Below are 25241 nucleotides of genomic sequence, written 5' to 3' on the forward strand. Positions count from 1 at the left end.
AATCAGCATCTGGTGGCAATGGCGTAAAGGTAACACTCCTTCCCATACCGAACAGGCAAGTTAAGCTTTATAGCGCTGATGGTACTGCAGGGGAAGCCCTGTGGGAGAGTAAGACGTCGCCAGGTAATATGATCTACTAGCTCAGTCGGTAGAGCACATGACTTTTAATCATGGTGTCCGGGGTTCGATTCCCCGGTAGATCACCAAAAAGCATCTTACATAGGTAAGGTGCTTTTTTATTTTTTGTTTTTTAAACTTTTATCACAATTACTTAATTATATTATTTTTACTCATAATATTAAGGTTACAATGTTTAATTATGGCGTTTTCAGGTATATATTATAAGTTATAATGGTAACCTCTGATGGTATAAAAGATTTTTTAATTCTACGTTTTCAGTTATATATTTAAGGTAAACATAAGGGAAACTGTATTGAATTTCTTAAATAGTTTGATATACTGTATAATATAGAACTGCATAATACTTATGTCAATATAATTTTTATATCAACATAACCCTTATATTAGGAGGTTGATGTTTATTTTTATTAAAAAACCATCACTCAAACTTCAGTAAGTGGTGGGATATTTTATTATTAGGGGGCCTTAAATATGAGTATTTTAAAGGTAAAAAATCTTTCGAAAAAGTATAGTAAAACCCTTGCTGTTGATAATTTAAGTTTTACCCTAGAGGAAGGGAAGATTACTATTTTAGCAGGACCGAATGGAGCAGGAAAGACTACTACTATTAAATGTATCTTAGGATTAATTAAAAAGAATAGTGGGACAGTTTTAATTGATGAAAATGACATTAAGGAGAAGAAGGGAAAGGTTGCTTATATTCCAGAAACTCCTGATATATATCCTTATTTAACTGTTTGGGAGGGAATGAAGTTTATTTCTCTAGCTTATGGGTTAAAGGACTGGGAGGGGAGAGCAAAAGAGATTTTATCCATGTTTAATATATTTGATAAGAGAAATGAAATAGGAAAAAGCTTATCTAAGGGAATGAAACAAAAGCTTTCCATTTCTATGGCACTTTTACATGAACCAGATATATTTTTAATTGATGAACCTTTTGTTGGGCTTGATCCTCTTGGAATTAAAGAGTTTAAGCAAGCTTTAAAAATCTTAAGGGATAATGGTAAAAGTGTTTTAATTAGTACTCATATGCTAGGTACTGTAGAGGAGTTAGGGGATAATATTATAATTATGAAGAATGGTAAACTTATCTTTGAAGGTTCTATGGACAAGTTAAGAGGTAGTATTGAAGACAGCACCATGAAGCTTGAAGATATATTTATTGATGTAACTACTAGAGAGGAAGGAAAAGCTATACAGGATAAGAAAAATATAGGGAATGACATTGAGAGCAAGTACGAAGGTAATTATAATAATATAGATGGAGAAAATAAGAATAATATTGAAAAATACACTAAAGAGAATATAAATGAGGAAGATGAATATAGAATAAATAGAGATGAAGGCAAAGAGAGTGAGAGGAAATAAGGGGGATATGTATGATTAATGATTTTAAAAACTTAATAGGAATAGAATTTTTACATTTTAAATCATATAAAAGATATTTACTTAGTAATCCCTTATCTGCAATAAAGGAATTTATGAGTACTGCAGGTAACATATTATTTTTCTCTATGTATATAGCTATGATTGTGATTTTCAAAGATAATAGTGAGATTGGTAAGTTTTTGGGGTATATTGGCAAGGACTATGTTGCTCTAGATTATATAGTAATGAGTATATTGCTTATAATTTTTTTATATAACTTGTTTAAATCTGAAAATACGTATTCTTCTTTTATTTTTAGCAGTCATGATGTTCATTATTTATTTCCTAGTTCTATTGGAGAGCGTTCTGTATTTTTATTTTACCTTATTAAAGAAGCTTTAAAATTTTTCTTTCAATATATAATGATTGGGATATTTTTTATTTATACAACAAAGGTAATGCCTTATAAGATTTTCTTAGGGGCTCTAGGTTTTATATTGGTGTATTTATTTATAAAAGGATTTAACTTTTTAATATTTTCTTTAAGAACTAGGATTCAATGTAGAAAGCAAATTAGAATTTTTACTATTATATATTTAATTATATCTTTAGGCTATGGTTTATATAGTTTAATAATTAAGAGTGAGCCATTTAAAGTTTTAGGGCTTTGGCAATTAACAAAATTTATAGTTTATCCTATTAAGAGTACAGGTCTACTGTTTATTGATTTTGGCATTATGGCAATTTTAGTATCGCTTATCATGTTCTTTGCTATTACTTATGCTGTAGATTATTATGGAGAAATTGGAGAAGCAGTAAGTGGTATGGAAGAGGTTTCTGCTAAGCTTAAAGATGTGGATAATATTGCTATGGAGGAATCTATAAAAAAGGATGCTAAAATAGTAAGTTATAAGGAGAATTTTTTAACTAAGATAAATGGGTCAGGAGCTTTTTTGTATAAAGCTTATATTTTTAATAAAAGAAATAATGCTCATAAACGTGTTGTTATAGCATCTATAATAGGGCTTATTTTGTCTACCACCTTTGTAGTTTTTGCAACTATGAAAAGTTTTCAAAGTAAAATCATTTGGTCTATTTTATTTGGAATAGGGTATCTTTTTATGAATTTTTCTTATAATTCTAGGGATAATTTAAAATATGAACTGTCTAAGATGTATTTTACTTTGATTCCTGATAAGATATATAAAAAGCTTATATATATAGGAATATACGATTTAATTTTAAGAAGTATACCTATGATTATTTTAATATTGCCATGTTATTTTTTAAATAGTATTAATAGAGCACAATTGCTACTTTATCATGTATCTATTCCTTTAGTAGGATTATTTATTCTTTCTGTTAATAACATTTTTGCAATTTTTACTCCCTTAGATATAAAAACATCTGAGTCAATTTTAAAGGGAATTGGAGCTATAGTAATGGTTTTAATTTTAGGTATACCTGTTGCGGGTATAAGCTTTTTATTTGGTGAGAGTAATTTAAGCTTTTTACTGATATTTTTAAGTTTTATTTTATTAAACCTTATTATGATTTTTATAAGCGATAAATTATTTAGTACAATTGAAAAATAAAAAATTAAAATTGTTATCCGGGAATGTAGCCGTTCTTTTCTCCACTTTAAAGAATTAGAGCGGATAATCAGGGGATAAATTTTATGTATATGGTTAGTTAATACCTGTTTTAATGCTTAAATTTTTAAGATATTAAAGCAGGTATTATTTTTAAAAATGCAAAAACATACGAACTTGCATAATCAAGCAACTGTATATATGTACATTTGTGCATGTTTTCAGTAGCAGTGAAATAGAAATATAAAGTATATATGCATAACCAGATTTTAATTTCAGATACTAACTAGTAGAGTATATAAACTTGAATTGAGTCAGTGATATATTAAAGTGATATATTAATTAGAAGATATATATAAGAAAAAGGTTTTAAAGTCCAATGTATGCCAATTATATATTAGTTAATTAGAGAGAGGTAATTTTGTTATGAAATACTATATTCAGTTTATTTTAATATTAGTTAGTATGATTTGGGGCATAAAGCCTATTGTTATAAAGGGGAGTTTAGGAGTGGTTACTCCAAATGAATATACTTTACTTAGAATATTATTTGGAGCAGTTTTCTCTTGGATATTTCTATTTTTTAAAAGGGATTATATTTCTGTAGAAAAGAAGGATATTAAAGGGATTTTATTTATATCTATAATAGGGTTTTTCAATTTTCAATTTTTGTACGGCATAGGAATAAGTATGACTACAGCTGGAAATACAGCTATTATAATGGGGAGTTTACCTATTTTAGTTTCTATAATAAATCATTTTTTTGGAATTGAAAAAATTAATAGGAGATCTATGACAGCTATTTTAATATCATTTATTGGCATAATCTTAGTTATATTTTCCCCGGGAAATATTAACTTTTCTAAAAAGAGCATTTTAGGAGGCTTAATTGTATTATTTAGCGCCTTAGGTTATGCGATTTACACAGTTTTTTCTAAGGAACTTATGAAAAAATACCCTCCAAGTCAAATTACTACTTTTGCTATAAGTATAACTGCCTTAGTAATGCTTTTTATATCGGGCTTTAGGGTTAATATTAAAGCTATTAATTTTAAACTTTTTTTAAGTCTTATTTATTCAGGAGTTATTGCTATGTTTATAGCTAATTTTCTTTGGACTTGGGCTATTAGCAAAAGTGAGAGTAGTACTGATGTGTCCTTATATAATAATTTAAATCCTGTGTTTACTTTAATATTTGCTTATTTCTTCTTAGGGGAAAAAGTTACCATAATTGCTTTTATAGGAGTGGTTGCCATACTATGTGGTTTAATATTAAAATAGTATGTGAGAGGTTTATACATTTATAAATTTTACGTATCTGTTTATAATTTAATGAGGGAGAGGAGAGGGCCAGATTGAGCTTTTCACAACTATTGATTTCAAGTACCTTTAATATTTTAGGGGATTTTAAAAAGTTTTTAGGATTTTTCACTAAAAATGATTATGAAAATATAAAAAGATTTGTTTTTTCTATAGCTATATTTCTTGTATTTTTATTGTTAAGAAAGGTATTTACAAAATACGTATTTTCACTATTTAAAAGATTACTTAGGAGGATAAAAGTTTTTTCTAGTTTTAAGATAGTTACTGCCTTTGAAAAACCTATAAACGGCTTATTTATATTATTTGGCACTTTTTTTGCTTTAAGAGTTTTAGGAATAAATTATTTTTCTGATATGACTTTTATTACAAGGATGTTTAGAAGTATTTTTGTAGTTTTAGTTTCTTCAGGATTTTATAACTTAAGTGAAGAGGTTTCTGTTTTGCCAGATAATATTAAAGAAAAGTTTGGTTTAAACGGGGATAAAATTTTATTTCCTTTTATATCTAAATGCTTAAAATTTATAATTATAGCTCTTGCTGCTACTATAATTTTATCTGAATGGAATATAAATATTCAAATGTTTATAACAGGTCTAGGACTTGGAGGATTAGCTATTTCTCTTGCAGCTAAGGATGCAGCATCTAATATAATAGCAGGATTTATTTTGATTTTAGAAAAACCATTTAATATAGGAGATTCCATATTAACAGGAACCATAGAGGGTGTAGTTGAGGATATTTCATTTAGAAGTACAAAAATAAGAACCTTTACTCAAGAAGTGGTTATAGTACCAAATTCAGAGGTAGCTAATAAACCTATTATTAATTTTACAAGAAGAAATAAAAGAAAATGTACCTTTACTATTAGTATAAGTTATGAAACTTCTAGGGCTAAAATTGAAAAAGCTATGGAAAGAATTAAGTATATGATAGAGAGTCATAAGAAGGTTGTTAAAGAAGATGTTATGGTGAACTTAGAGAAGGTTGGTGCCTTTAGTTTGGATATAGGCGTGTATTTTTATACTAATGTTACGGATTTAAAAACTTTTTCAGAAGTTAGAGAAGAAATAAATCTTAATATTTTAGATATATTAGGTGAAGAAGGCATAGAAATACCTTATCCAACTAACACAATTCATATAGATTCTTCTGTTAAAAGTAAGGATATTATAGAAGAAGACGTACTTATGGAGGAAATTGCTAATAAGGATATAAGTTAGATGGTAGTGGTACAGTGGGGAGTTATGGTATAAAAGCTTAAATTGCTTTTTAATTAAGAAGATTTATTAAAAAAATATATTAAAGAAAATTAACAATAAAAAACTCTTATAATACTTGATTTATTACTTAAGTTAATGTAAATTATACATGGTAGAAAAATTAATATAGGTGAATGATAGTTATTGGAGATATTCTAAAGAAGTTGAGTTTAGGATGGAGAAGTGTTCTTGGAGATATCAAGTTTCCAAGCAGTATTCTAAAGGGAGTTAATTTAGAATAACCGTAGGAGAAAGATAGAATTTTGCTTTAGGATTCTATTGAAGCTTTCAGGTTAAGTACAATAACTGGACACGTCCCTGGAGAGTCTCTATTTTAGAGCATCCAAGAAGCAACTTATTGAATACAATAAGGAATCTTTCAGATAAAAGGACAGGGGGTAAAAAGCGCAGAGGTGGACTATATGCTTTTTGCCCTCTTTTTATGTGCCTTTTTATATGAGTATATCTGTGCTATATGTGAAAATTTACTCTAGAAAGAAGAGCTCAATGATATCACTACACATATCATATAAGGTATGATGCTATGTTCTGTTATTGTAAATCTTGGCTAACCATCAGTCTTTTAGCTTCAAAAACTAAGTATAATCATAAATTCTATTATTGTAAATCTCCTTGTCCTAAAGGGAAGACATAAATTAAAAATTAAATTTAAAGGCATTAAAGGAGGGGTTTTTTTGTTAATATTAAACATTTTCGAAATTATAGGTACAATAGCTTTTGCTATATCTGGTGCTTTGGTTGGTATGCAGAAGAAACTTGATCTCTTTGGTATAACATTTTTAGGGATTATAACAGCAGTAGGAGGGGGAATTTTTAGAGATATGATTCTAGGAAACTTTCCACCAACTACCTTTAGAAAGCCAACATATTGCATTATTAGCATAGTATCTTCCATAGCTACATTTTACTTATATCCCGTATTTATAAATAGGTATGAAGAAGGTAAAAAGAGAACATTAACTCAAGAGGATATAAAAAATAATAAATATATGACTAAAGAACAACTTTTAAATATAATCACTAAATATGATCAAATGAGAATTTTAAAAAATGTAATAGTTTTATTTGATGCTATTGGACTTGGAGCTTTTACAGCTGTTGGGGCAAACCTTGCATATTATCATAAAAGTAGCAACATGTTTTTAGTTGCTTGCATGGGGCTTATAACAGGAGTAGGAGGAGGAATTTTAAGAGATACTTTTGTGCAAGATACACCTATGGTATTTAAAAAAGATATATATGCAGTAGCTTCAATTTTAGGGGCAGTGGTTTTATACTTATGCAATTACTATGGAAATTCTTCAATAAATTCTCTTTATATATGTGCTATATTAACAGTAGGATTAAGGCTTCTATCAATTAAACTTAAATTAAATCTTCCTATATTTAATTCAGATAAATATAATATAAGTTTATAAATTTGGACAAGTTAAAAACTTAGTAGCGTAAATGGTTACTAAGTTTTTAATTTTAAATAAAAAAGGTTAATGAATAATAAGGTTCTATTACTAAAATATCCATGGTATAATTTATCTAAAGAGAGAATATTCTTAATTTTATTTAATATTATTTTTAAAGAGGAGTGGGGAAGGGAGTTGAAGAATTTCATTAAAAATGAAATTTATAAATGTTTGGGGGAGATGCTATGAAAAAGAAAGTAATTATTTTTATTTCAATTTTAGCTATAATAGGCATTTTTATAGCGGTGAAAGTTCAGCAGAATTCTTCAAGAAGTGATTTAGAAAAGGCATTAGGAGTAGATTTTAAGAAGGTAGATAAAGTAACAATAAGCTGTGGCACTACAGGAAAGAAATCAGATATAGTTGGGAAGGAAAAGATAGAAGTGTTTATTAAGAATTTTGATGGAGCAAAATTAACTAAAGATCAAGATCAAGAAAGAAGAGCTGGTTTTATATTATCTGTTACTTTATATAAGTCAAATAAAGATATTGGTGGATTTTCTTTTGGATATAATAAAATGATAGTGTACAAGGGTGATAACTTTACAAGATATACTTCTAGTATAAATATAGATGATGATAAAATTGAGAATATGAGATTGAAGTATGGTTTAACAAAGTAAAGTATACGTTTTTTCAATAGCATTGAAGAGTTAATTTTATATAAGAGAAAAATATAATTTAGAGTAAGTTTAATAGTATAGTTAATAATAAAGTTCGAATAAGGTTATGAATCCTATGATTAACAAAAGGTTTATCATAGGATTTATTTTTTTAATAAGTTTCACGCCTTAAAGGAAATGTAATGAGGAACATGAATATTGTGGTTAATTATATAAAAATAGCACAATATAAGTTGTAGAGAGATTTCATAAAGATACTTTTCAAGTGGTATAATTAAAATAACACATAATTAGAATAAAACACAAATCGTAAAAGTAGGTGAATTCTTATGGGCTATCTTTTGCAGCGATTAATTAATAATTTAGGATATATTATAGTAATTGTTTTTATTGTAACGAGGATGTCTAGTTTTAAGAAAATTGCTAGAAGGGCTAATTATAGAAAGCTTGATTTAATTTTATTATCTGTGATTTTTGGTGCTTTTGGTATATTAGGTACATATGTTGGCACAGAGGTAAATGGTGCTATAGCTAATACTAGGATAATAAGCATAGTTACAGGGGGAATTTTGTGTGGTCCTTTTGTAGGGGTGGTATCTGGGATTATAGCGGGAGTTCATAGGTATTTTGTGCATTTTGGTAATGATACGGCTGTTCCATGTGCTATTGCTACTGTATTAGCAGGGATTATAAGTTCTAGGTTATATAATATTGAGAAAAAAGAGTTAAAGTGGGTTTATGGATTTATTTTTGGAATCATATTAGAGAGTATGGAAATGCTTCTTATATTATTAATAACAAAACCTTTTAATGTGGCTAAGGAAATTGTAAAAAGTATATATCTTCCAATGAGTTTGGCTAATGCTTTGGGAATTGCACTTCTAATTATTTTAGTTCAAAATATATTAAGGGAAGAGGAAGATATTGCTGCTAATGAGGCACAGATTGCCTTGGAAATAGCAAATAAAACTTTACCTTATTTTAGGGATATAGACGGTGATTCTTTAGAAAAAATATGTACTATAATAAAGGATTCTGTAGGGGCTGATGCTGTGGCTATTACGGATAGAGAGTACATTTTAGCTCATGTTGGAAAGGGTGAAGATCATCATATAAAGGGAAGAGAAATAATAACTAATGCCACAAAACAGGTAATTAAAGATGGAAAGATTAAAACAATTTCAGATAAAGGTTGTATAGAATGTTCCTTCAAAGGATGTCCATTAAGGTCTGCAATTATTGTCCCTCTAAGGGAAAGGGATGAAATCATAGGAACTTTAAAGATATACTATACTCGTGAAGATGCTGTAACCATGAGAACTAAAAATTTGGCTATAGGGCTTTCACAGATAATATCTACACAATTTGAAATAAGTAAGCTTGAAAAATTAAGAATCATGGCAAGTAAGGCGGAGATAAAAGCACTTCAAGCTCAAATTAATCCTCATTTTTTATTTAATGCTTTAAATACCATAACTTCTTTTGTAAGGATAAATCCAAGTAGGGCAAGGGAGCTTATAATTGATCTTTCTACTTATTTAAGATATAACTTGGATATTGGAGAAAACCCAGTGGATATTTATAGGGAGTTAGAGCAGGTTAAGGCTTATGTAGATATAGAAAAGGCTAGGTTTGACCAGAAGTTAAATGTGATATATGATGTAGATGATGGAATAGATAAAAAAATACCTAGTCTCCTAATTCAACCTTTAGTTGAGAATTCTATTAAGCATGGAATTTTGGAAGGAAAGGGACATGGAACTGTAATTATTCGGGTAAATAAAGTAAAAGATAATAAGGTTAAAGTGATTATAGAGGATGATGGTATAGGGATTTCTGAAGAGATTATAAATAAGGTTTATGCTGGGGAGCTATTAGAAAATAAAATAGGCTTATTAAATGTGCATCAAAGACTTTTAAACATATACGGCAAGGGCTTATTTATAGAAAAATTACAAAGAGGAACAAGGATTAGTTTTGAAGTTTAGAATTTTTACATTCAGGTGGTGATATAGATGGATTGCATTATTGTAGATGATGAGTATCCTGCAAGAGAAGAACTTAAATATTTTATTAAGAATTTTAGTAATATTAAGGTTGTAAATGAGTTTGATGATTCAGTAAAAGCACTTGAATATATAGAAAATAATAAACCTGATATTGTATTTTTAGATATAAATATGCCTAAATTAGATGGTGTTACTTTAAGTAGAGTTTTAAGTAAGAGGGAACATGAGATTATTATAGTATTTATTACAGCGTATAAAGAGTATGCAGTAGAGGCCTTTGAAGTAGAAGCTTTTGACTATATATTAAAACCTTTTTCAGAAGAGAGAATACTAAGAACCTTAAATAAACTAAAGAAGAGAGAACATAATAAAAAATTGGAAAAGGTGAACGAATTACAAAATATAGAGAACTTAGAGATACTAGAAAAATTAAGTAAGTTAGAGGAATTAGAAAGACTAGGAGAGTTAGGGGGATTAGAGAAATTAGAAAAACTAAATAAACTAGATAAGTTAGGAGAACTAGAACGACTAGAAAAGTTTGAGAAACTACAAAAGCTAGATAAATCAGAACAATTAAAAAATTTAAAAGTAGCTACTAACAGAATTACCTTATTAAAAGGCAATAAAATGGTGGTTATAGATGTAGAGGATATATGCTTTTGTGAGGCTAGAGAGAGAGAAACCTTAGTGTATACAGAAGAAGAGGTCTACATTTTTAATAATAGCATTTCAGAGTTTTATAAGAGGTTACCACAGGATTCTTTCTTTAAAAGTCATAGATCTTACATAGTTAATATAGATAAAATAGTTGAAATAATACCTTGGTTTAACAGTACTTATCAAATAAAAGTTAAAAATAGAGAAGAGGTAATTCCTGTAAGCAGAAACAACACAAGTGAATTTAAAGCACTTATGGGGATTTAATATTATAATTAATATAATAGACATTCACGTAAATATAAAAGCACTTCATGTGCTTTTTTTGTTATTTCATGCTCAATTGAAAACAGTCTGTCCATTTAATTGTATAATGAATTATGAAAATATTATGAAATTACAGTAAACGGGAGGTAAAATTAATGATTTCATTTTTCTTATCTTTAATTGCACTTATTGTTGGATATTTTATATATGGCTCTATAGTAGAAAAATTCTTTGGGGCAGATGAAACTAAGGAAACACCAGCTGTTAGGTTAGAAGATGGTGTAGACTTTGTTCCAATGCCTATTTGGAAGATATTCCTAATTCAATTTTTAAACATTGCAGGGCTAGGACCTATATTTGGTGCTATTGCTGGAGCTTTATGGGGACCTGCTGCATTTTTATGGATAGTTTTAGGATCTATATTTGCAGGTGGTGTTCATGACTATTTTTCAGGAATGCTTTCTCTAAGACATGATGGAGCTAGTATACCTGAAATAGTAGGTAATTACCTAGGAAATGGTTTTAGACAATTTATGAGAGCATTCTCAATTGTATTATTAGTTCTTTTAGGAGTTGTATTTATAACAGGGCCTGCAGGGCTTTTAGAGAGTATAACTCCAAAGGCACTAGATAAAACTTTTTGGATATATGCTATATTTATATATTATTTATTAGCTACTATGCTACCTATAGACAAGCTTATAGGTAAAATTTATCCTATATTCGGTGTTTGTCTTTTATTAATGGCAGTTGGTGTAAGTGGAGGTATTATACTTAAAGGATATAAGATTCCTGAGATTACTCTAACAAACTTACATCCAAAGGGATTACCAATATGGCCACTTATGTTTATAACAATTGCTTGTGGTGCTATTTCTGGATTCCACTCAACTCAATCACCACTTATGGCAAGATGTATTACTAATGAAAAGCAAGGAAGATTTGTATTCTATGGTTCAATGATAGCTGAAGGTATAGTTGCTTTAATATGGGCAGCAGCTGCTATGGCTTTCTTTGGTAGCACTGGAGAATTACAAAAACAAATGGCTGCACATGGAGGACAAGCATGGGTGGTTAATACAATCTCAACTTCTCTTCTTGGAAAAGTAGGAGGGGTTATGGCTATACTAGGTGTTGTTGCATGTCCTGTAACTTCAGGAGATACAGCATTTAGAAGTGCTAGACTTACAATTGCAGACTTTTTAAATTTTAAGCAAGAGAAGATTAAAAATAGATTAGTTATCAGTATTCCATTATTTTTAGTAGCTTTTGTTTTAACAAAGGTTGATTTTAATATAATTTGGAGATATTTTGCTTGGTCAAACCAAACTTTAGCTACTATAGTTTTATGGACAGCTGCTATGTATCTGGCTATAAAAGGGCAATTTCATTGGATGGCTACAATACCAGCTACTTTTATGACAGCTGTTGCATCAACTTATATATTAATAGCTCCAGAAGGATTTAAAATTAGCACAAAAATAGGTTACCCAGTAGGAATATTATGTGCAGTAATTTCACTTGCTATATTCTTAGTAGCAGCTAAGAAAAAAGAAAGTAAGGAAACAGCTAGCAAAGTTTTATAAAAGGTTGTATTAGATAAAAATGATTAAGAAAGCTTTATAAAAAAAGTAGTACGTTTATATAAATAAAAAAGACACTTAGAATGCGGAAAGTATTGTGCATTTTAAGTGTCTTTTTATTTTACTTTATTTTTTTATTTTATTTTATTGGATTAGGTTTAAGGTATCTTTAGGAAATACTTATTTATTCATATTTTAAAGATTCTATAGGGTCTAATTTTGAAGCTCTAAAGGATGGGATTAGACCAGCAATTATAGAAATTAGCATAGAAAAACCAATACAACTTAATATAAGCCAAATAGGTGTTGAGAATATATTTACAGTTTCAGTTACACCTTGTTTTTTAATATAGGCATTTAAAAATACTAATAATATTTTAGAGTTAATTAGTGATAATATTATACCTATAAGTCCTCCTAAGAAGCCTAGTGCAGCAGATTCTGTTACAAATAATCCAAGAATGTTTTTCTTTGAAGCACCTAAGGCTTTCATTATACCTATGGATCTTGTTCTCTCGTAGATGGACATAGTCATGGTATTTATAACTCCAATGGCAGCAACAAAAATTACTATAATAGCACCAATTAAAAGCAATCCTTCAATTATGGCAAAACCAGTTTTAATTTGCTTTATAGCACCTTGTATACTTTCAGTTTTAAATTTCATACCTTCAACTTTCTTAGAAACTTCGTCTACTTTATTCATATCTTTAGTGTTTATAGAAAGTAGAGGGCCATTATTTTTAAAGTAATCTTTATTTCCATTTAAATAATTTAACATTTCTCCAGCTTCATTTATTTCACATAATGCATAAGGAGTATCTTCAAAATCCTTATTTATTATACCTTTTATTTTATAGGTTTTATAAATAGGATCAGGGGTTTTATAACCAGGTATTTTAGGTAGGGAAATAGTTAATTTAACTTCCTTTCCTAAAAGAGATTTAAAATCTTTAAAGCCTAAAGTTTCTAAGGTTTTTTCATGTATTAATATTTCATTTTTATTACTTATATTTTCACCGTATTTTATAGGATTTAAATCTTTTTTATCTTTTTTAAGTCTTGCTTTTTCTATTTGTGCATCTGAAAAGATTGTATACTTTGTATTAACACCTAAGATAGCTATTCCATTAGGATTCTCGTTACTATTAAAAGACATTAAAGTCTTCTCAGAATCTTTTTTAGAGTTATCTTTTTTCTTTGAAGAACTTAACTTTTTGCCATCTATTTCAATATCTTGAGCTAATGTATTTACAGAAACACTTACATCTTTTACTTCAGGCATAGCCTTAATTTTTTCTATATCTTTTTCTTCAATAGTCTTTTTTAGATTTTTATCAGCATCAGTTTTGTAAGGCAAGTTATTATAGGACATAACTTGAATTTCTGTTAAAGGCATTGGTACACTCTTTTTTACATTTTCTATAACATATTTTTCAGTACCAATACCAAGTCCCATAATAAGAACAATTAGCATAGTTCCTATGGAGATAGCAAAGGCAGTTAAAAAGGTTCTAAATTTTCTTCGTTTTAAATTTAAGAATGCATTTTTTATATAATCACTAAATTTCATGGTTAATCTCCTCCCCTTCAATGACACCATCTCTGATTTTTATAATTCTCTTTGCTTTAGCTGCATCTTCAGGGTTATGAGTTACCATTATAATAGTATAACCTTGCTTGTTTAAATCCCCGAGAAGGTTCATTATGGTATGACCAGTTTTAGTATCTAAGTTTCCAGTAGGCTCATCTGCTAAAATTATATTAGGCTTATTTACTAAAGCTCTTGCAATACTAACTCTTTGACGTTGACCTCCAGACATTTCAGTAGGTTTATGGTTAAGCCTATCTCCAAGACCAACAGCATTTAAAGCTTCTGTTGCAAGTTTTTTTCTTTCCTTTGTACTAATACCTGCAAACATTAGTGGAAGCATAACGTTTTCAAGAGCTGTTAGGGTAGATTCTAGGTTAAAACTTTGGAATACAAAGCCTATTTCCTTATTTCTAAACTTAGACATTTTATTATCTTTAAAGGTACTAATATTTTCACCATTAATACTAATAGTTCCACAAGAAGGCTTATCTAGGCAGCCAATAAGATTCATTAAAGTTGATTTACCTGAACCAGAAGGCCCTACTATGGCTACAAACTCACCTTTATTAATTGTGAGATTTACATTATTTAAGACAGAGAGTGACTCTTTGCCCATTTTGTATATTCTGCTAACACCTTTTATTTCTATCATTTTTCCCCTCCATATTTAAGTTAATTTAATAAGTATAATTAATTTATCCCATGACTATCTGCTCTAATACTTCCATCGCACTCTGTGAAAGCGATTCCTACCAAATCGAAGATTTGTACTTTCTGCTTTTCTTCAAAGTGAGAGAAAAGAGCGGCTACAAAAAATTAAGATTATTAATGTTATAGTTACATAGTACACTATAATTATTATAAAAACATTAAGCTAATCTTAAATTTACCTTAAATGATTTATTAATATTTAATTAAAAAGGGATTACTTATGGACGGAATTTGAGAGAGAATTCATTAGGTATAAACTTTATGATTAAGATGAGATTATAAGGGTAATTAACATGGAATGTGGACAACTCTGTGGATAACACATGAAAAATGTGGATAAGCTCTTGAAAAACTTGTTAATAATGCAATGAAATTAGATTAGCCTGTGGAAAACTATTTATATATCTTTAATGTATAACCTAAGAAAAACAAATTTTACAAAAAAGTAAAAAGGCTAATTGCAGTTTATTTTTGTATGGGCATTTTAATACTGCAAAAGCCTTAAATGATTTAGGTATAATTAAATTATACTATAGGAACATTATAGAGTGTAGTTACAACATGGTTACATTATAGAGAATTTATCACCTTCAATAGAATAAGAACTAACAAGGCGTAGTTATAACATTATTACATCATAGAGTAATATAATTGCCCTCCTATTTTAGTGAGAAGTCCTGTGTAGCTACAATATTACTATATCATAGGGGATTCTCTGTATAATACACAATGCCTATGGCACCAGGTCCTACATGAAGACCAATAACAGGGCCTATGTCACATATATTTATGTTTATATTTATTTTTTCCTTTATTTTTTCAGAAAGTTCTAGGGCTTCATCTAGACAATTTATATGATGAATAATCATATCACCCAGTCCACCACAATTTTCTATGTCTTCTAACATCTTATCAACCATGGTGTTTATTGCTCTTTTCTTTGTTCTTATCTTAGTTAAAACCGTGGTTTCACCATTTTCTACAGTTAAAATAGGTATTATTTTTAGGAAATTACCTATTAAAGCACCTGCATCACCGATTCTTCCGCCTTTTTGAAGATATGTAAGATTATCTGGTATAAATAAGAATCTACTTCTTTTAAGATTTTCTTCAGCTATGTTTTTAACTTCTTCTAAAGACTTTCCTTTCTTAGCAGCTTTTGCAGCTAAAATGGAAGCAAAACCTAGTTGCATACAGTTAGACTTAGAATCTATTATTTCGATTTTAGCATTTTCATTTTTTTCTAATATCATATTTTTTACTAAATGGGCTGTAGAATAAGTGCCACTCATTTTAGAAGATAAAAATATGCAGAGGAGTTCATCTCCATTGTTAACTATATTGTTCATTTTTTCTTCCATTTCTGCAATTGAAGGTTGGGAAGATATTGGTATACCTTTTTCATCCATCTTTTCATAAAATACTTCATTGGATATTTCAGTTTCTTTAAAACTTTCATTATCAAAGGTTACGTTTAAACAAACCCTTTCTATATCTAGTTCTTGTCTTAAATTTTCATCTATATAACTTGTGCTATCTGTTAAAATTTTTACTGACATATTCGATTTCTCCATTTATGTTTTTTCAGGTATACATTTATATTAAAGCTCTTAAATAGTATTAAAAATTTTAATAAAATGTATTTATTATATATATTATAACACATAATAATTCCAATGTTAGTATTAGTAAAAAAGATATTGACATAAAATCCAACAGGGAGATTTTAGATTAAAGGTTTAAATTAAAAAGCTACTCCATATTAGGGTAGCCTTTTAACTTAAACTAATTATATTATTGAAAATTAGTTAGATAAAATTAAAAGGAAACATTGAGGGGTCAATGTTTCCAGGCATTTGGGGAAATGCCGTTGAGGTTAAAATCATCAAAACTTTATAATGTTTTAATTTAATCATATTACACGGGGATTAAAAATCCATTATCATGGTTATATTAATATTTAAAACAACCTTTTAAAGGAGTTGTTTTATATCTATAACAAATTTATAGAGATTCTCTATAAATATTGCTAACTAATTCTTCGGTGGCCTTAGCAGGAGAACAGCTTAATAATAAATCTAAGCTTGGTGTATTAAATGCAAGATGAGTTAATTCATCTATTTGTTCTTCTTTAAAGCCTTCAGTGGTTAAGGTTTCATTAACTCCGATTTCTTTAAGCCATGCTCTTAAACCGTCACAAGCAGTTTGAGCTTCTGATTTATCACCAGTTAACTTTGGAACTATTGGAGCTAATACTTCAGCTAAAACTTCAGGTTTAACTTCATAAGTGTATTTAACTACAGCAGGAACTAACATTGCAAGACCTAAGCCATGAGCTAAATCAGGTTTTACAGCACTTAATGGATGCTCAAGAGCATGAGTTAAGTGTAGTAATCCATTATCAAAGGCAATACCTGCAATTAAGGATGCGTATGTTAAATAATATCTTGCTTCTAAGTTTGATCCATCTTCTAAAGCTATTGGTAGGTATTTTGCTACTAATCTTACGGTTTCTTTTGCAAGTAATATAGAATATGGGCTTGCAACTGTAGTTGTACATGCTTCTATTACGTGATTAATAGCATCAACTGAGGTAAATATAGTTTGATTTCTTGGTAATCCTATCATTAATTGTGGATCATCGATTGAATATAATGGATAGGATAAATCATAAGCTATACATGGTTTATACTTTTTCTCAAGAACACTTACTACAGCAAATCTGTCAGCTTCTGTTCCTGTTCCATGTGTTGAGTTAATAGCAATCACAGGGATAGCTTCCTCAGGAGTAAATTTATATTCATACAAGTCTGAACAAGTGTTTTCAGGATATTTAATCATTATAGCCACACTTTTAGCAGCATCAATAACACTTCCACCACCAATTGCTATAACAGCTTCTGCTTTAATTTCTAAAGCCATTTTGGTAGCTTCATCTACATGCTCCGTAGTTGGATTAGCTGTTACTTTGTTATATAGAGCAAATTCCATATTGTTATCTTTTAGAGCTTTTTCTACATGATCAAAAGCTCCTGTTCTCTTGTAGGAAGATGTTCCTGTGACAACTATGATTTTGTTTATATTTTTACCTTTTAGCTCTTTTATTATGTCGTGGATTTTTTTTATTGCCCCTACTCCTAAGTATACTGTTGATTTACATCTTATTTCAGAAATTTGATCAATAGGCATAGTCTTTTCCCACATAATATTCCCTCCATAGCTATAAATTTAACTTTTATTTGTTAATAGTTTAACACTAATTTTTTTAAAGTTCAATATACATAATGATAATTTTAAAGATTTAAAGAATTCTCATAATAATAAGAGAAAAAGCTTAACAATTACCCATATTTACAGTTTTTCTTTGTTTAAAGACAAATTTAACATATATGGGCTGAATTTGTGAAAGAAGAAAGTGTTCAAGTGAATGAACATAGGACAAAGGGGGCTTATAATACAGTCTAAAATAAGTCAGATTTTTTAGGAGTTATATGTAGATTAAGTCTTTTGCAATATATTTTAATAGTATCTACAAACCAATTACTAGCACGGGGGTCTATAAAAATATCCTCTATGAAATCAAATGTATCTACCTTTACTAAGAGTGTTGAGTCATGCTTTTTACAATTATTATCTATACAAGTTTCTGTGTTTAAGGTTATAAGCCTAACTTCTTTTTCATGTTCAAAGGCTTTTCTTTTTAAAAGTCCATGGTAAAAAATTCTATCTATTCCTTCCATGGAGTTTGATTTACTTAGGGCTAAATCTAAGTCTTCGTAGTACATAACGGGGGAAAGTTTTCCTAGTTTTATTCCTTGTAGATTATAGAATTTTTCTACAGAGCTCTGTATTAGTATGCCTTCTTTATCCTTAGCATATATTTTCCAAAGCGCATCGGATATACCCTGAAGACTCCAACATTGGCCGTAGTACATATCTTTAAATTCTTCAGGCATTTTATTTTTTGCAGGGAGTTCCCAAAGGTCATCCCAAGAATTTAAGTTTGTAAGGTACATGCTGTGGGTTTCCATAAGCTCAAGAAAACAACTAAGTTTTATATATCTATATAGCTTCGTTTTAGAATTTAAACTTTTATCTATAATTAACTTTGTATTTTTCATAATTTATAGTTGGTGAGAAAATTTTTATGAGTGTTAAACCTCACCTTAGATTCCTTTCTTAATATTTACTTATAACTTTAAAAATGCGCTATATATAAGTGGATTATGTTTAATTTCCTTTGTTAGTAGGTACATTATAACTTTCATTTCTAATATATCTAGGTTTTTAAAAGTGAGGGTAAATAGTGGTGGTGTTTTTTATTTTTCAATTTTCTTTTAGGAATTCCTTAGTTATTTTTGACTTAAAAGTGGGGTTTTATACTTTCATAGGATTAAATTAATTATTTTTATATATGATTTAAAAAGTTATATTTTAAGAAGTAATGGGAAAGTTATATATAAATAATATTTTAAATAGTATAAAGAAGCTTAGAGATTTAGAAGTATTTTTGTAAGATTAAAATGAAAAACAAAAGTATATATGAATTTAATAAGATTTTATAAAAGTAAAATAAAAAAACGTTAAAAATGATAAAAAAATAACAAATATATGGAATATTATTTTAAAAGGTGTTAAAATAAAAAAAAATATAGTTAAAAAATTAACAAACAGTGAAAGGGGATTAATATGGCTTCAGTTAAAGAAAATATCGATAGTTTAGTAGAAAAGGCTAGGGTTGCATACAAGGAGTTTTTAAATTTAAATAGTGATCAAGTAGATGAAATTGTTAAAAAAATGACAATAGCTGCCCTAGGTGAACATAGAAAACTAGCTAAAATGGCTGTTGAAGAGACAGGTATGGGTGTTTATGAGGATAAAATAACTAAAAATATATTTGCTTCAGAATATGTATACCATAGTATTAAGAAATTAAAAACCGTTGGTGTAATTGGAGAAAATGAAGAGGAAAATTATATGGAAGTTGCAGAACCGGTAGGAGTTATAGCTGGGGTTACTCCAACTACAAATCCAACTTCTACAACTATATTTAAATCTTTAATTTCTATGAAGACAAGAAATCCTATAATTTTTAGCTTTCATCCAAGAGCACAAAAATGTAGCGTGGAAGCAGCTAGAATAATTAGAGATGCTGCTATTAAAGCAGGAGCACCAGAAAATTGTATTCAATGGATTGAGGAACCTTCAGTGGAAGCTTCTAAAGAGCTTATGTTTCACCCAGGTGTTGATATGATTCTTGCAACTGGTGGACCTGGCATGGTAAAAAGTGCTTATTCCACAGGAAAACCTGCCTTAGGTGTTGGTGCAGGAAATGTACCTTGTTATATAGAAAAGTCTGCAGATTTAAAAAGGGCTGTAAATGACTTAATTATGAGTAAGACTTTTGACAATGGCACAATTTGTGCATCAGAGCAGGGTGTTATTTTAGATAGAGAAATTGCTGATGAAGCTATAAAGCTTTTACAAGAAAATGGATGCTATTTATTAAATGAAGAAGAGATTAAAAAGGTTGAATCCTTTGCTATAGATAAAGAAAGATGTGCTATGAGTCCAGATATAGTAGGGCAAAGTGCGGTTAAAATAGCTGAAATGGTGGGCATAGAAGTTCCTAAGGAGACTAAGATTTTAGTTGCTCATATAAATGGAGTTGGAACTGAATATCCTCTATCAAGGGAAAAACTTAGTCCGATTTTAGCCTTATATATAGGAGAGAGTACAGATGAGAGCATAAAAATTTGTGAAGATATGATCGAATTTGGAGGTCTTGGACACTCAGCTGTAATTCATTCAAAGGATTCAAAGGTTATAGAAGAATTTTCAATGAAAGTAAAGGTAGGTAGAATAATTGTTAATTCACCATCTTCACAAGGGGCTATTGGAGATGTTTACAATACTAACATGCCTTCATTAACCTTAGGCTGTGGAACTATGGGTAAAAATTCTACAACTCAAAATGTAAGTGCTTTAAATCTTATAAATGTTAAGAAAGTAGTAAAGAGGAGAGTTAACATGCAATGGTTTAGAATACCTGAGAGGATTTATTTTGAAGCTGGTTCACTTCAATATTTAGAAAAGCTAGGAGCTAAAAAGGCATTTATAGTTACAGATAGAGCTATGGATAAGTTAGGATATGTAAGTAAAGTTCTATACCATTTGCAAAAGGTAAATGTTAAGGTAAACATATTTATGGATGTAGAACCAGACCCATCACTAGACACAGTAATGAAAGGTGCAGAGCAAATTAGAGATTTTGAGCCTGATGTAATCATAGCCTTAGGTGGAGGATCTGCTATGGATGCTGCTAAGGGAATGTGGTTATTCTATGAAAATCCAGAGGTAGACTTTGATGGATTAAAGTTAAGATTTATGGATATTAGGAAAAGAGCATTTAAGTATCCAAAGCTAGGTAAAAAGGCGAGAATGGTTGCAATTCCTACAACTTCAGGTACAGGTTCAGAAGTTACAGCTTTTGCAGTTATAACAGATAAGAAAAATAATATAAAATATCCACTTGCAGATTATGAATTGACACCAGATGTTGCAATTATAGATCCAGAGCTTGTAATGACAGTGCCAAAGGCAATTACGGCAGATACTGGTCTTGATGTTTTGACCCATGCTATAGAAGCTTATGTTTCAGTTATGGCATCAGATTATACAGATGCTATAGCCCTTGGAGCTATTGAAATGGTGTTTAAATATCTTCCAAGAGCATATAAAGATGGCTCAGATAGAGAGGCTAGAGAAAAAATGCATAATGCATCTTGTATGGCTGGTATGGCATTTACCAATGCATTTTTAGGTGTGAATCATAGTATAGCACACAAATTAGGATCAGCTTTCCACATACCTCATGGAAGAGCAAATGCAATTTTACTTCCACATGTAATAGAATACAATGGGGTTAAAAATCCAAGTAAGTTTACAATATTCCCTAAGTATGAGCATTATATAGCACCAGAAAAATATCAAAAAATAGCAAAATACTTAGGACTTTCAGCTTCAACACCAGAAGAAGGGGTAAAAAGTTTAGTAGAGGCTGTTAAAAACTTAATGGCAGAATTAGATATGCCAAAGAGTTTATCAGAATGTGGAATATCAAAAGAGCAATTTGAATCTATGATAGATATAGTAGCAGATGAAGCTTTTGAAGATCAATGCACTACAGCAAACCCAAGACAGCCAATGGTTGAAGAGATAAAGGATATATTGAGAAAAATATATTAGTAAGATATATTAGTATAACGCTAGTAAGGATAATCATAAATAATACTAATATATAAAATAAGTTAAATAGTGTTAATAAGTATAGATACTATTAATAAACATATACACTGTTAATAGATATAGATACTATTAATAAAGATAGACCTTCTTAATAAAATAAGCACTATTAGTAAAAGTAATTAATAATAAAAATAACCATTCTATTAATTTAGGTGGTTATTTTTAAATTGTACGGATTAGTTACCAAAATGTTAAGAAAAATTTAATGTAATCCTCAAATTTTTGTGGTTTAATAGATAATAGGGCAATTATATAGTTTTTAAGGAATAATATTATAAGAAATTAGTGAGAATATAATTGGGGTGATTTAATGAAAAAGGTTATTTTTACTATATGTTTAATTTACAGCATATCATTTTTAGGATGTAGCGTCCCCAAAAATGATAAGGCAAAAGTAGAAGAGAGTAAAATTCAAAATTCAAAGGGGAAAGAAGAGATTACAAATCTTAAATCTTCTTTAAAAACAGAAAACATTAAGGAGATTTCCATAGCTAAAATGCCTTCGCCTCCAAAGGAGAAAATCATAGATAAGAAGGAAGACATAGAAAAGATACTGAAGTTTTTAGATTCTATAAAGGTAGAAGAAAAAATCGAAGGGACATTTAAGGGATGGTCATATACCATAAATATAAACAGTAAAGAAAAATACAACATAAGCTTTTTAGGGGATAAAATAGGCTATAAAAATCAGTTTTATAAAATAGATAAAAAAAACATAGAAGAATTGGATAAACTATATGAAGAACTTAAATACATAGAGACAGATTTAAGCAAAAATAGTTCTTCTCAAAAAGGAAGTTATCTAGGAGAAAAGGACAATATTAATGTAGATTTAAGTAATTTTACTCTTAATAAAGGGGACGATAATTATTGCACTGTAACTTTAATAAACTCTCCTTTAGATAAAGATAATCTAAAGGTTAGCTTTAAAAAACTACAAGGTGTTTATACCATGGGAGTTTTTCAGCTTAATAAGGGGGAAAAATTATACTTAGATTATAAGGGTAAAATGGAACAAGGTAAGCTTAATATGGTTATTCAAGATGATAGTTATAATATTTTAAAGATAGTAGAAGTAAATAAGGAAGAACTTATTGAAGTAGAAGGCAATAAGGATGGTAAATACATAATTAGATTAGTTGGAGACATGGCTAGTAATGGAGAAATAAGTTTAAAGGTAAAACCTACAGTATAATGATATGCGCAAAAATTCATGCAGGTCAGTATATAAGGTTGAATAGTTTGTATAGTATGAATCTCAGTAACATGTGACTTTTAGAAATACTTAGTTCTAACATAAGAAATCCTTAGGAGGAAGGAACTTGGATAAATTAACTATAGATGAAAGAATGAAAAAACTAATTAAAGGAGAAAAAATAGATAGGGTTCCTGTTATACCTCATATGGAGGCTTATGCAGCGCAACTTTTAAATATGACTTCCAAAGAGTATTATCTAAATCCTGAAAAGGCCTTTTATGCTCAAATGTGGGCAAGGGATTTACATCAACATGATGGAGGAGTTGGATATGGATTTCCAGAATCTTATGTATGGGAATTTGGTGGGGAAATGGAACTACTAGAAAAGCCAAAACTAGCTTTTCCAAGGGTAATTAAAAGACCTGTAAATTCTATAGAAGATATTAAAAAAATAAAAATGCCAGACTTAGATAATGCACCAATATCTTCAAGGGTAATGAGATTTAATAAACTAAGTTATGAACATGGTATGGGAGTTGCAATTAGTGCTGGTTCTCCTATGAACATAGTTTATGCTTTAGCTGGCGACTTAATATTTAGATGGTTTATAAAAGAGCCAAATGCCATTCATGAACTTTTAAGGATTTCCACAGACTATATAATAGCTACAGGAGAAAGATATATAGAGGAATTTGGAGCTGAAAACATAGGAGCAGGAATATCTTGTCCTATGGAGTGTCATGCACTTATGTCACCTAAAAACTTTGAAAAGTTTAGTCTTCCTTATATAAAGGAAATATATAAAAAATATAAAGACTTAGGCATTAGAATAGGTTCCCTTCACTTGTGCGGAGACCATACTAAAAATTTAAAATACTGGAAAGAAGAAATTCCAATGGAGAAGAGAACCCTAGTAACCACAGGATACGAAATGGATCTTCAATATCTTGGAGATTATTTAGGAGAAGAGCATATAATTGGAGGAAATTTAAGAAATACAATTTTGCAAAAAGGAACCCCAGAAGAAGTCTATGAAGAGGGAAGAATAATCCTAGAAAAAATGAAGTATAGAAAAGGTGGATTTGTGTTAACACCAGATTGTACCCTAGCATCAGAAACACCACCAATAAACCTTCATGCTATGATAAAAAGTGCTAGAGATTTTGGGGCTTATTAGGAACTTAACTGTATAAAATTTAATAATTTTCTATAAATAAAACATCTATTACACAGAGTTAACTATATAATAGATGTTTTAATTATATTTTTATTATATTTTACTTATATAATTTCCTTATGTATAATTAATAGATAAAGGGGCAACGAATTTTTTAGATGGGAAGCTTTAGTATTAAGGGGGACGAGTTTAATGAAAAATATTCTTATAGTAGAGGATGAGAGACTTCAAAGAAAAAACCTAAGAAATATACTTATAGAAGCTTACGGAGATTTAAATATATATGAAGCAGAAGATAAAAAGGGAGCTTTAGAAATTTGCAATAGAATATCCATAGACGTATTTTTTATAGATATTTCTCTAAAAAAATCCTCTGGATTAGACTTTGCATTGGAAATGAGAAAAATTCCAGGTTATGAACTTACTTGGGTAGTATTTTTAACCACTCACATAGAATACATAACACAAGCCTTTAAACAAGTTCATTGCTATGACTACATTTTAAAACCTTACGATAAACAAGAAGTTTTAGAGATGACTAGAAAGCTGATTTTTAACATACCTAGAAATAATGTTCCGTTAAAGGATAGAAAATCAATAGTTTTAGAATTACGTACAGGAATTAATATAAAAATATATATTGATGAGATAATATTTATAGAAACAAACCTTAGAACAAGTTATATACATACAGTAAATGGGGTTTATACAGCAAACAATCTATCCTTAAAAAGAATCCTTGAACTCACAGATAGCAACAATATAATGCAGAGTCATAAATCCTTTGCAGTAAATCTAGATTTTATACGTAAAATAGAAAGCCTTAACAGTAAATTAGGGGAAATATATTTTGAAAATTATGATAAAAAGGCGCTTTTAGGATATAAGTTTAAAAATGAAGTATTAGAAAAGTTTTCAGAAATATTTCAGTAGAGGATAGAGGTGAGGGG

General features: G+C 29.2%; 18 protein-coding genes, 1 tRNA gene, 1 rRNA gene and 1 riboswitch. Of the genes, 15 read left to right on the forward strand and 5 right to left on the reverse strand.

The features are described from left to right. The first annotated feature begins 8 nt into the window (after positions 1-8). The 11 genes from rrf to FNZ64_RS05265 all read left to right on the forward strand — a co-directional run bounded on the left by rrf (position 9) and on the right by FNZ64_RS05265 (position 12306). Positions 9-125 (forward strand): 5S ribosomal RNA (gene rrf, locus FNZ64_RS05215). A gap of 5 nt (positions 126-130) precedes the next feature. Beyond that, a tRNA-Lys gene (locus tag FNZ64_RS05220) sits at positions 131-206 on the forward strand. A 406-nt stretch (positions 207-612) separates the two neighbouring features. Beyond that, positions 613-1509 (forward strand): ABC transporter ATP-binding protein, encoded by an 897-nt coding sequence (locus FNZ64_RS05225; protein ID WP_142413808.1) that lies wholly within the window; start codon positions 613-615, stop codon positions 1507-1509. 11 nt (positions 1510-1520) lie between these two features. Beyond that, on the forward strand, positions 1521-3104 hold the full coding sequence (locus tag FNZ64_RS05230) for a putative ABC exporter domain-containing protein (RefSeq protein WP_142413809.1): 1584 nt from the start codon (positions 1521-1523) through the stop codon (positions 3102-3104). A gap of 423 nt (positions 3105-3527) precedes the next feature. Beyond that, positions 3528-4382 (forward strand): DMT family transporter, encoded by an 855-nt coding sequence (locus FNZ64_RS05235; protein WP_142413810.1) that lies wholly within the window; start codon positions 3528-3530, stop codon positions 4380-4382. 74 nt (positions 4383-4456) lie between these two features. Beyond that, positions 4457-5644: a mechanosensitive ion channel family protein gene (locus tag FNZ64_RS05240; RefSeq protein ID WP_142413811.1), complete on the forward strand. Its 1188-nt coding sequence runs from the start codon at positions 4457-4459 to the stop codon at positions 5642-5644. Positions 5645-5991: 347 nt separating this feature from the next. Then, positions 5992-6088: riboswitch (glycine riboswitch) on the forward strand. 290 nt (positions 6089-6378) lie between these two features. Next, complete coding sequence (locus tag FNZ64_RS05245; RefSeq protein ID WP_142413812.1) at positions 6379-7122, forward strand: trimeric intracellular cation channel family protein; 744 nt, start codon at positions 6379-6381, stop codon at positions 7120-7122. A gap of 227 nt (positions 7123-7349) precedes the next feature. Next, positions 7350-7787: a hypothetical protein gene (locus FNZ64_RS05250; RefSeq protein ID WP_142413813.1), complete on the forward strand. Its 438-nt coding sequence runs from the start codon at positions 7350-7352 to the stop codon at positions 7785-7787. A 329-nt stretch (positions 7788-8116) separates the two neighbouring features. Next, positions 8117-9775, forward strand: coding sequence for a LytS/YhcK type 5TM receptor domain-containing protein (locus tag FNZ64_RS05255; RefSeq protein WP_142413814.1), 1659 nt, complete (start codon positions 8117-8119; stop codon positions 9773-9775). A 27-nt stretch (positions 9776-9802) separates the two neighbouring features. Beyond that, the gene (locus tag FNZ64_RS05260; protein ID WP_142413815.1) at positions 9803-10720 is read left to right on the forward strand and encodes a LytR/AlgR family response regulator transcription factor; all 918 of its coding nucleotides are present in this window, start codon (positions 9803-9805) and stop codon (positions 10718-10720) included. Between the two features lie 155 nt (positions 10721-10875). Next, positions 10876-12306 (forward strand): carbon starvation CstA family protein, encoded by a 1431-nt coding sequence (locus FNZ64_RS05265; protein WP_142413816.1) that lies wholly within the window; start codon positions 10876-10878, stop codon positions 12304-12306. Between the two features lie 181 nt (positions 12307-12487). Here the strand turns inward: FNZ64_RS05265 and FNZ64_RS05270 are convergent, their stop codons facing one another. The 5 genes from FNZ64_RS05270 to FNZ64_RS05290 form a co-directional block, all read right to left on the reverse strand. After that, complete coding sequence (locus FNZ64_RS05270) at positions 12488-13876, reverse strand: ABC transporter permease (protein ID WP_185903686.1); 1389 nt, start codon at positions 13874-13876, stop codon at positions 12488-12490. Beyond that, positions 13866-14549, reverse strand: a complete 684-nt coding sequence (locus FNZ64_RS05275) for an ABC transporter ATP-binding protein (protein ID WP_142413818.1) — start codon at positions 14547-14549, stop codon at positions 13866-13868. The genes FNZ64_RS05270 and FNZ64_RS05275 overlap by 11 nt, the downstream gene beginning before the upstream one ends. A gap of 760 nt (positions 14550-15309) precedes the next feature. Further along, positions 15310-16167, reverse strand: a complete 858-nt coding sequence (locus FNZ64_RS05280; protein WP_142413819.1) for a DegV family protein — start codon at positions 16165-16167, stop codon at positions 15310-15312. 445 nt (positions 16168-16612) lie between these two features. Continuing rightward, positions 16613-17812: an iron-containing alcohol dehydrogenase gene (locus FNZ64_RS05285; protein WP_142413820.1), complete on the reverse strand. Its 1200-nt coding sequence runs from the start codon at positions 17810-17812 to the stop codon at positions 16613-16615. Positions 17813-18069: 257 nt separating this feature from the next. Beyond that, entirely contained in the window at positions 18070-18729 is a 660-nt protein-coding gene (locus FNZ64_RS05290) for a DUF2971 domain-containing protein (protein WP_142413821.1), read from the reverse strand. Between the two features lie 568 nt (positions 18730-19297). On the opposite strand from FNZ64_RS05290, the gene adhE reads away from it, so the two are divergent. The 4 genes from adhE (at position 19298) to FNZ64_RS05310 (ending at position 25224) form a co-directional block, all read left to right on the forward strand. Next, complete coding sequence (adhE, locus tag FNZ64_RS05295) at positions 19298-21856, forward strand: bifunctional acetaldehyde-CoA/alcohol dehydrogenase (RefSeq protein WP_142413822.1); 2559 nt, start codon at positions 19298-19300, stop codon at positions 21854-21856. A 370-nt stretch (positions 21857-22226) separates the two neighbouring features. Then, complete coding sequence (locus FNZ64_RS05300; protein WP_142413823.1) at positions 22227-23111, forward strand: hypothetical protein; 885 nt, start codon at positions 22227-22229, stop codon at positions 23109-23111. Between the two features lie 127 nt (positions 23112-23238). Further along, the gene (locus FNZ64_RS05305) at positions 23239-24291 is read left to right on the forward strand and encodes a uroporphyrinogen decarboxylase family protein (RefSeq protein ID WP_142413824.1); all 1053 of its coding nucleotides are present in this window, start codon (positions 23239-23241) and stop codon (positions 24289-24291) included. Between the two features lie 192 nt (positions 24292-24483). Then, complete coding sequence (locus tag FNZ64_RS05310) at positions 24484-25224, forward strand: LytR/AlgR family response regulator transcription factor (RefSeq protein WP_142413825.1); 741 nt, start codon at positions 24484-24486, stop codon at positions 25222-25224. The last annotated feature ends 17 nt before the right edge of the window (positions 25225-25241 follow it).

The organism is Hathewaya massiliensis (assembly GCF_902143515.1).
GTDB lineage: Bacteria > Bacillota > Clostridia > Clostridiales > Clostridiaceae > Hathewaya > Hathewaya massiliensis.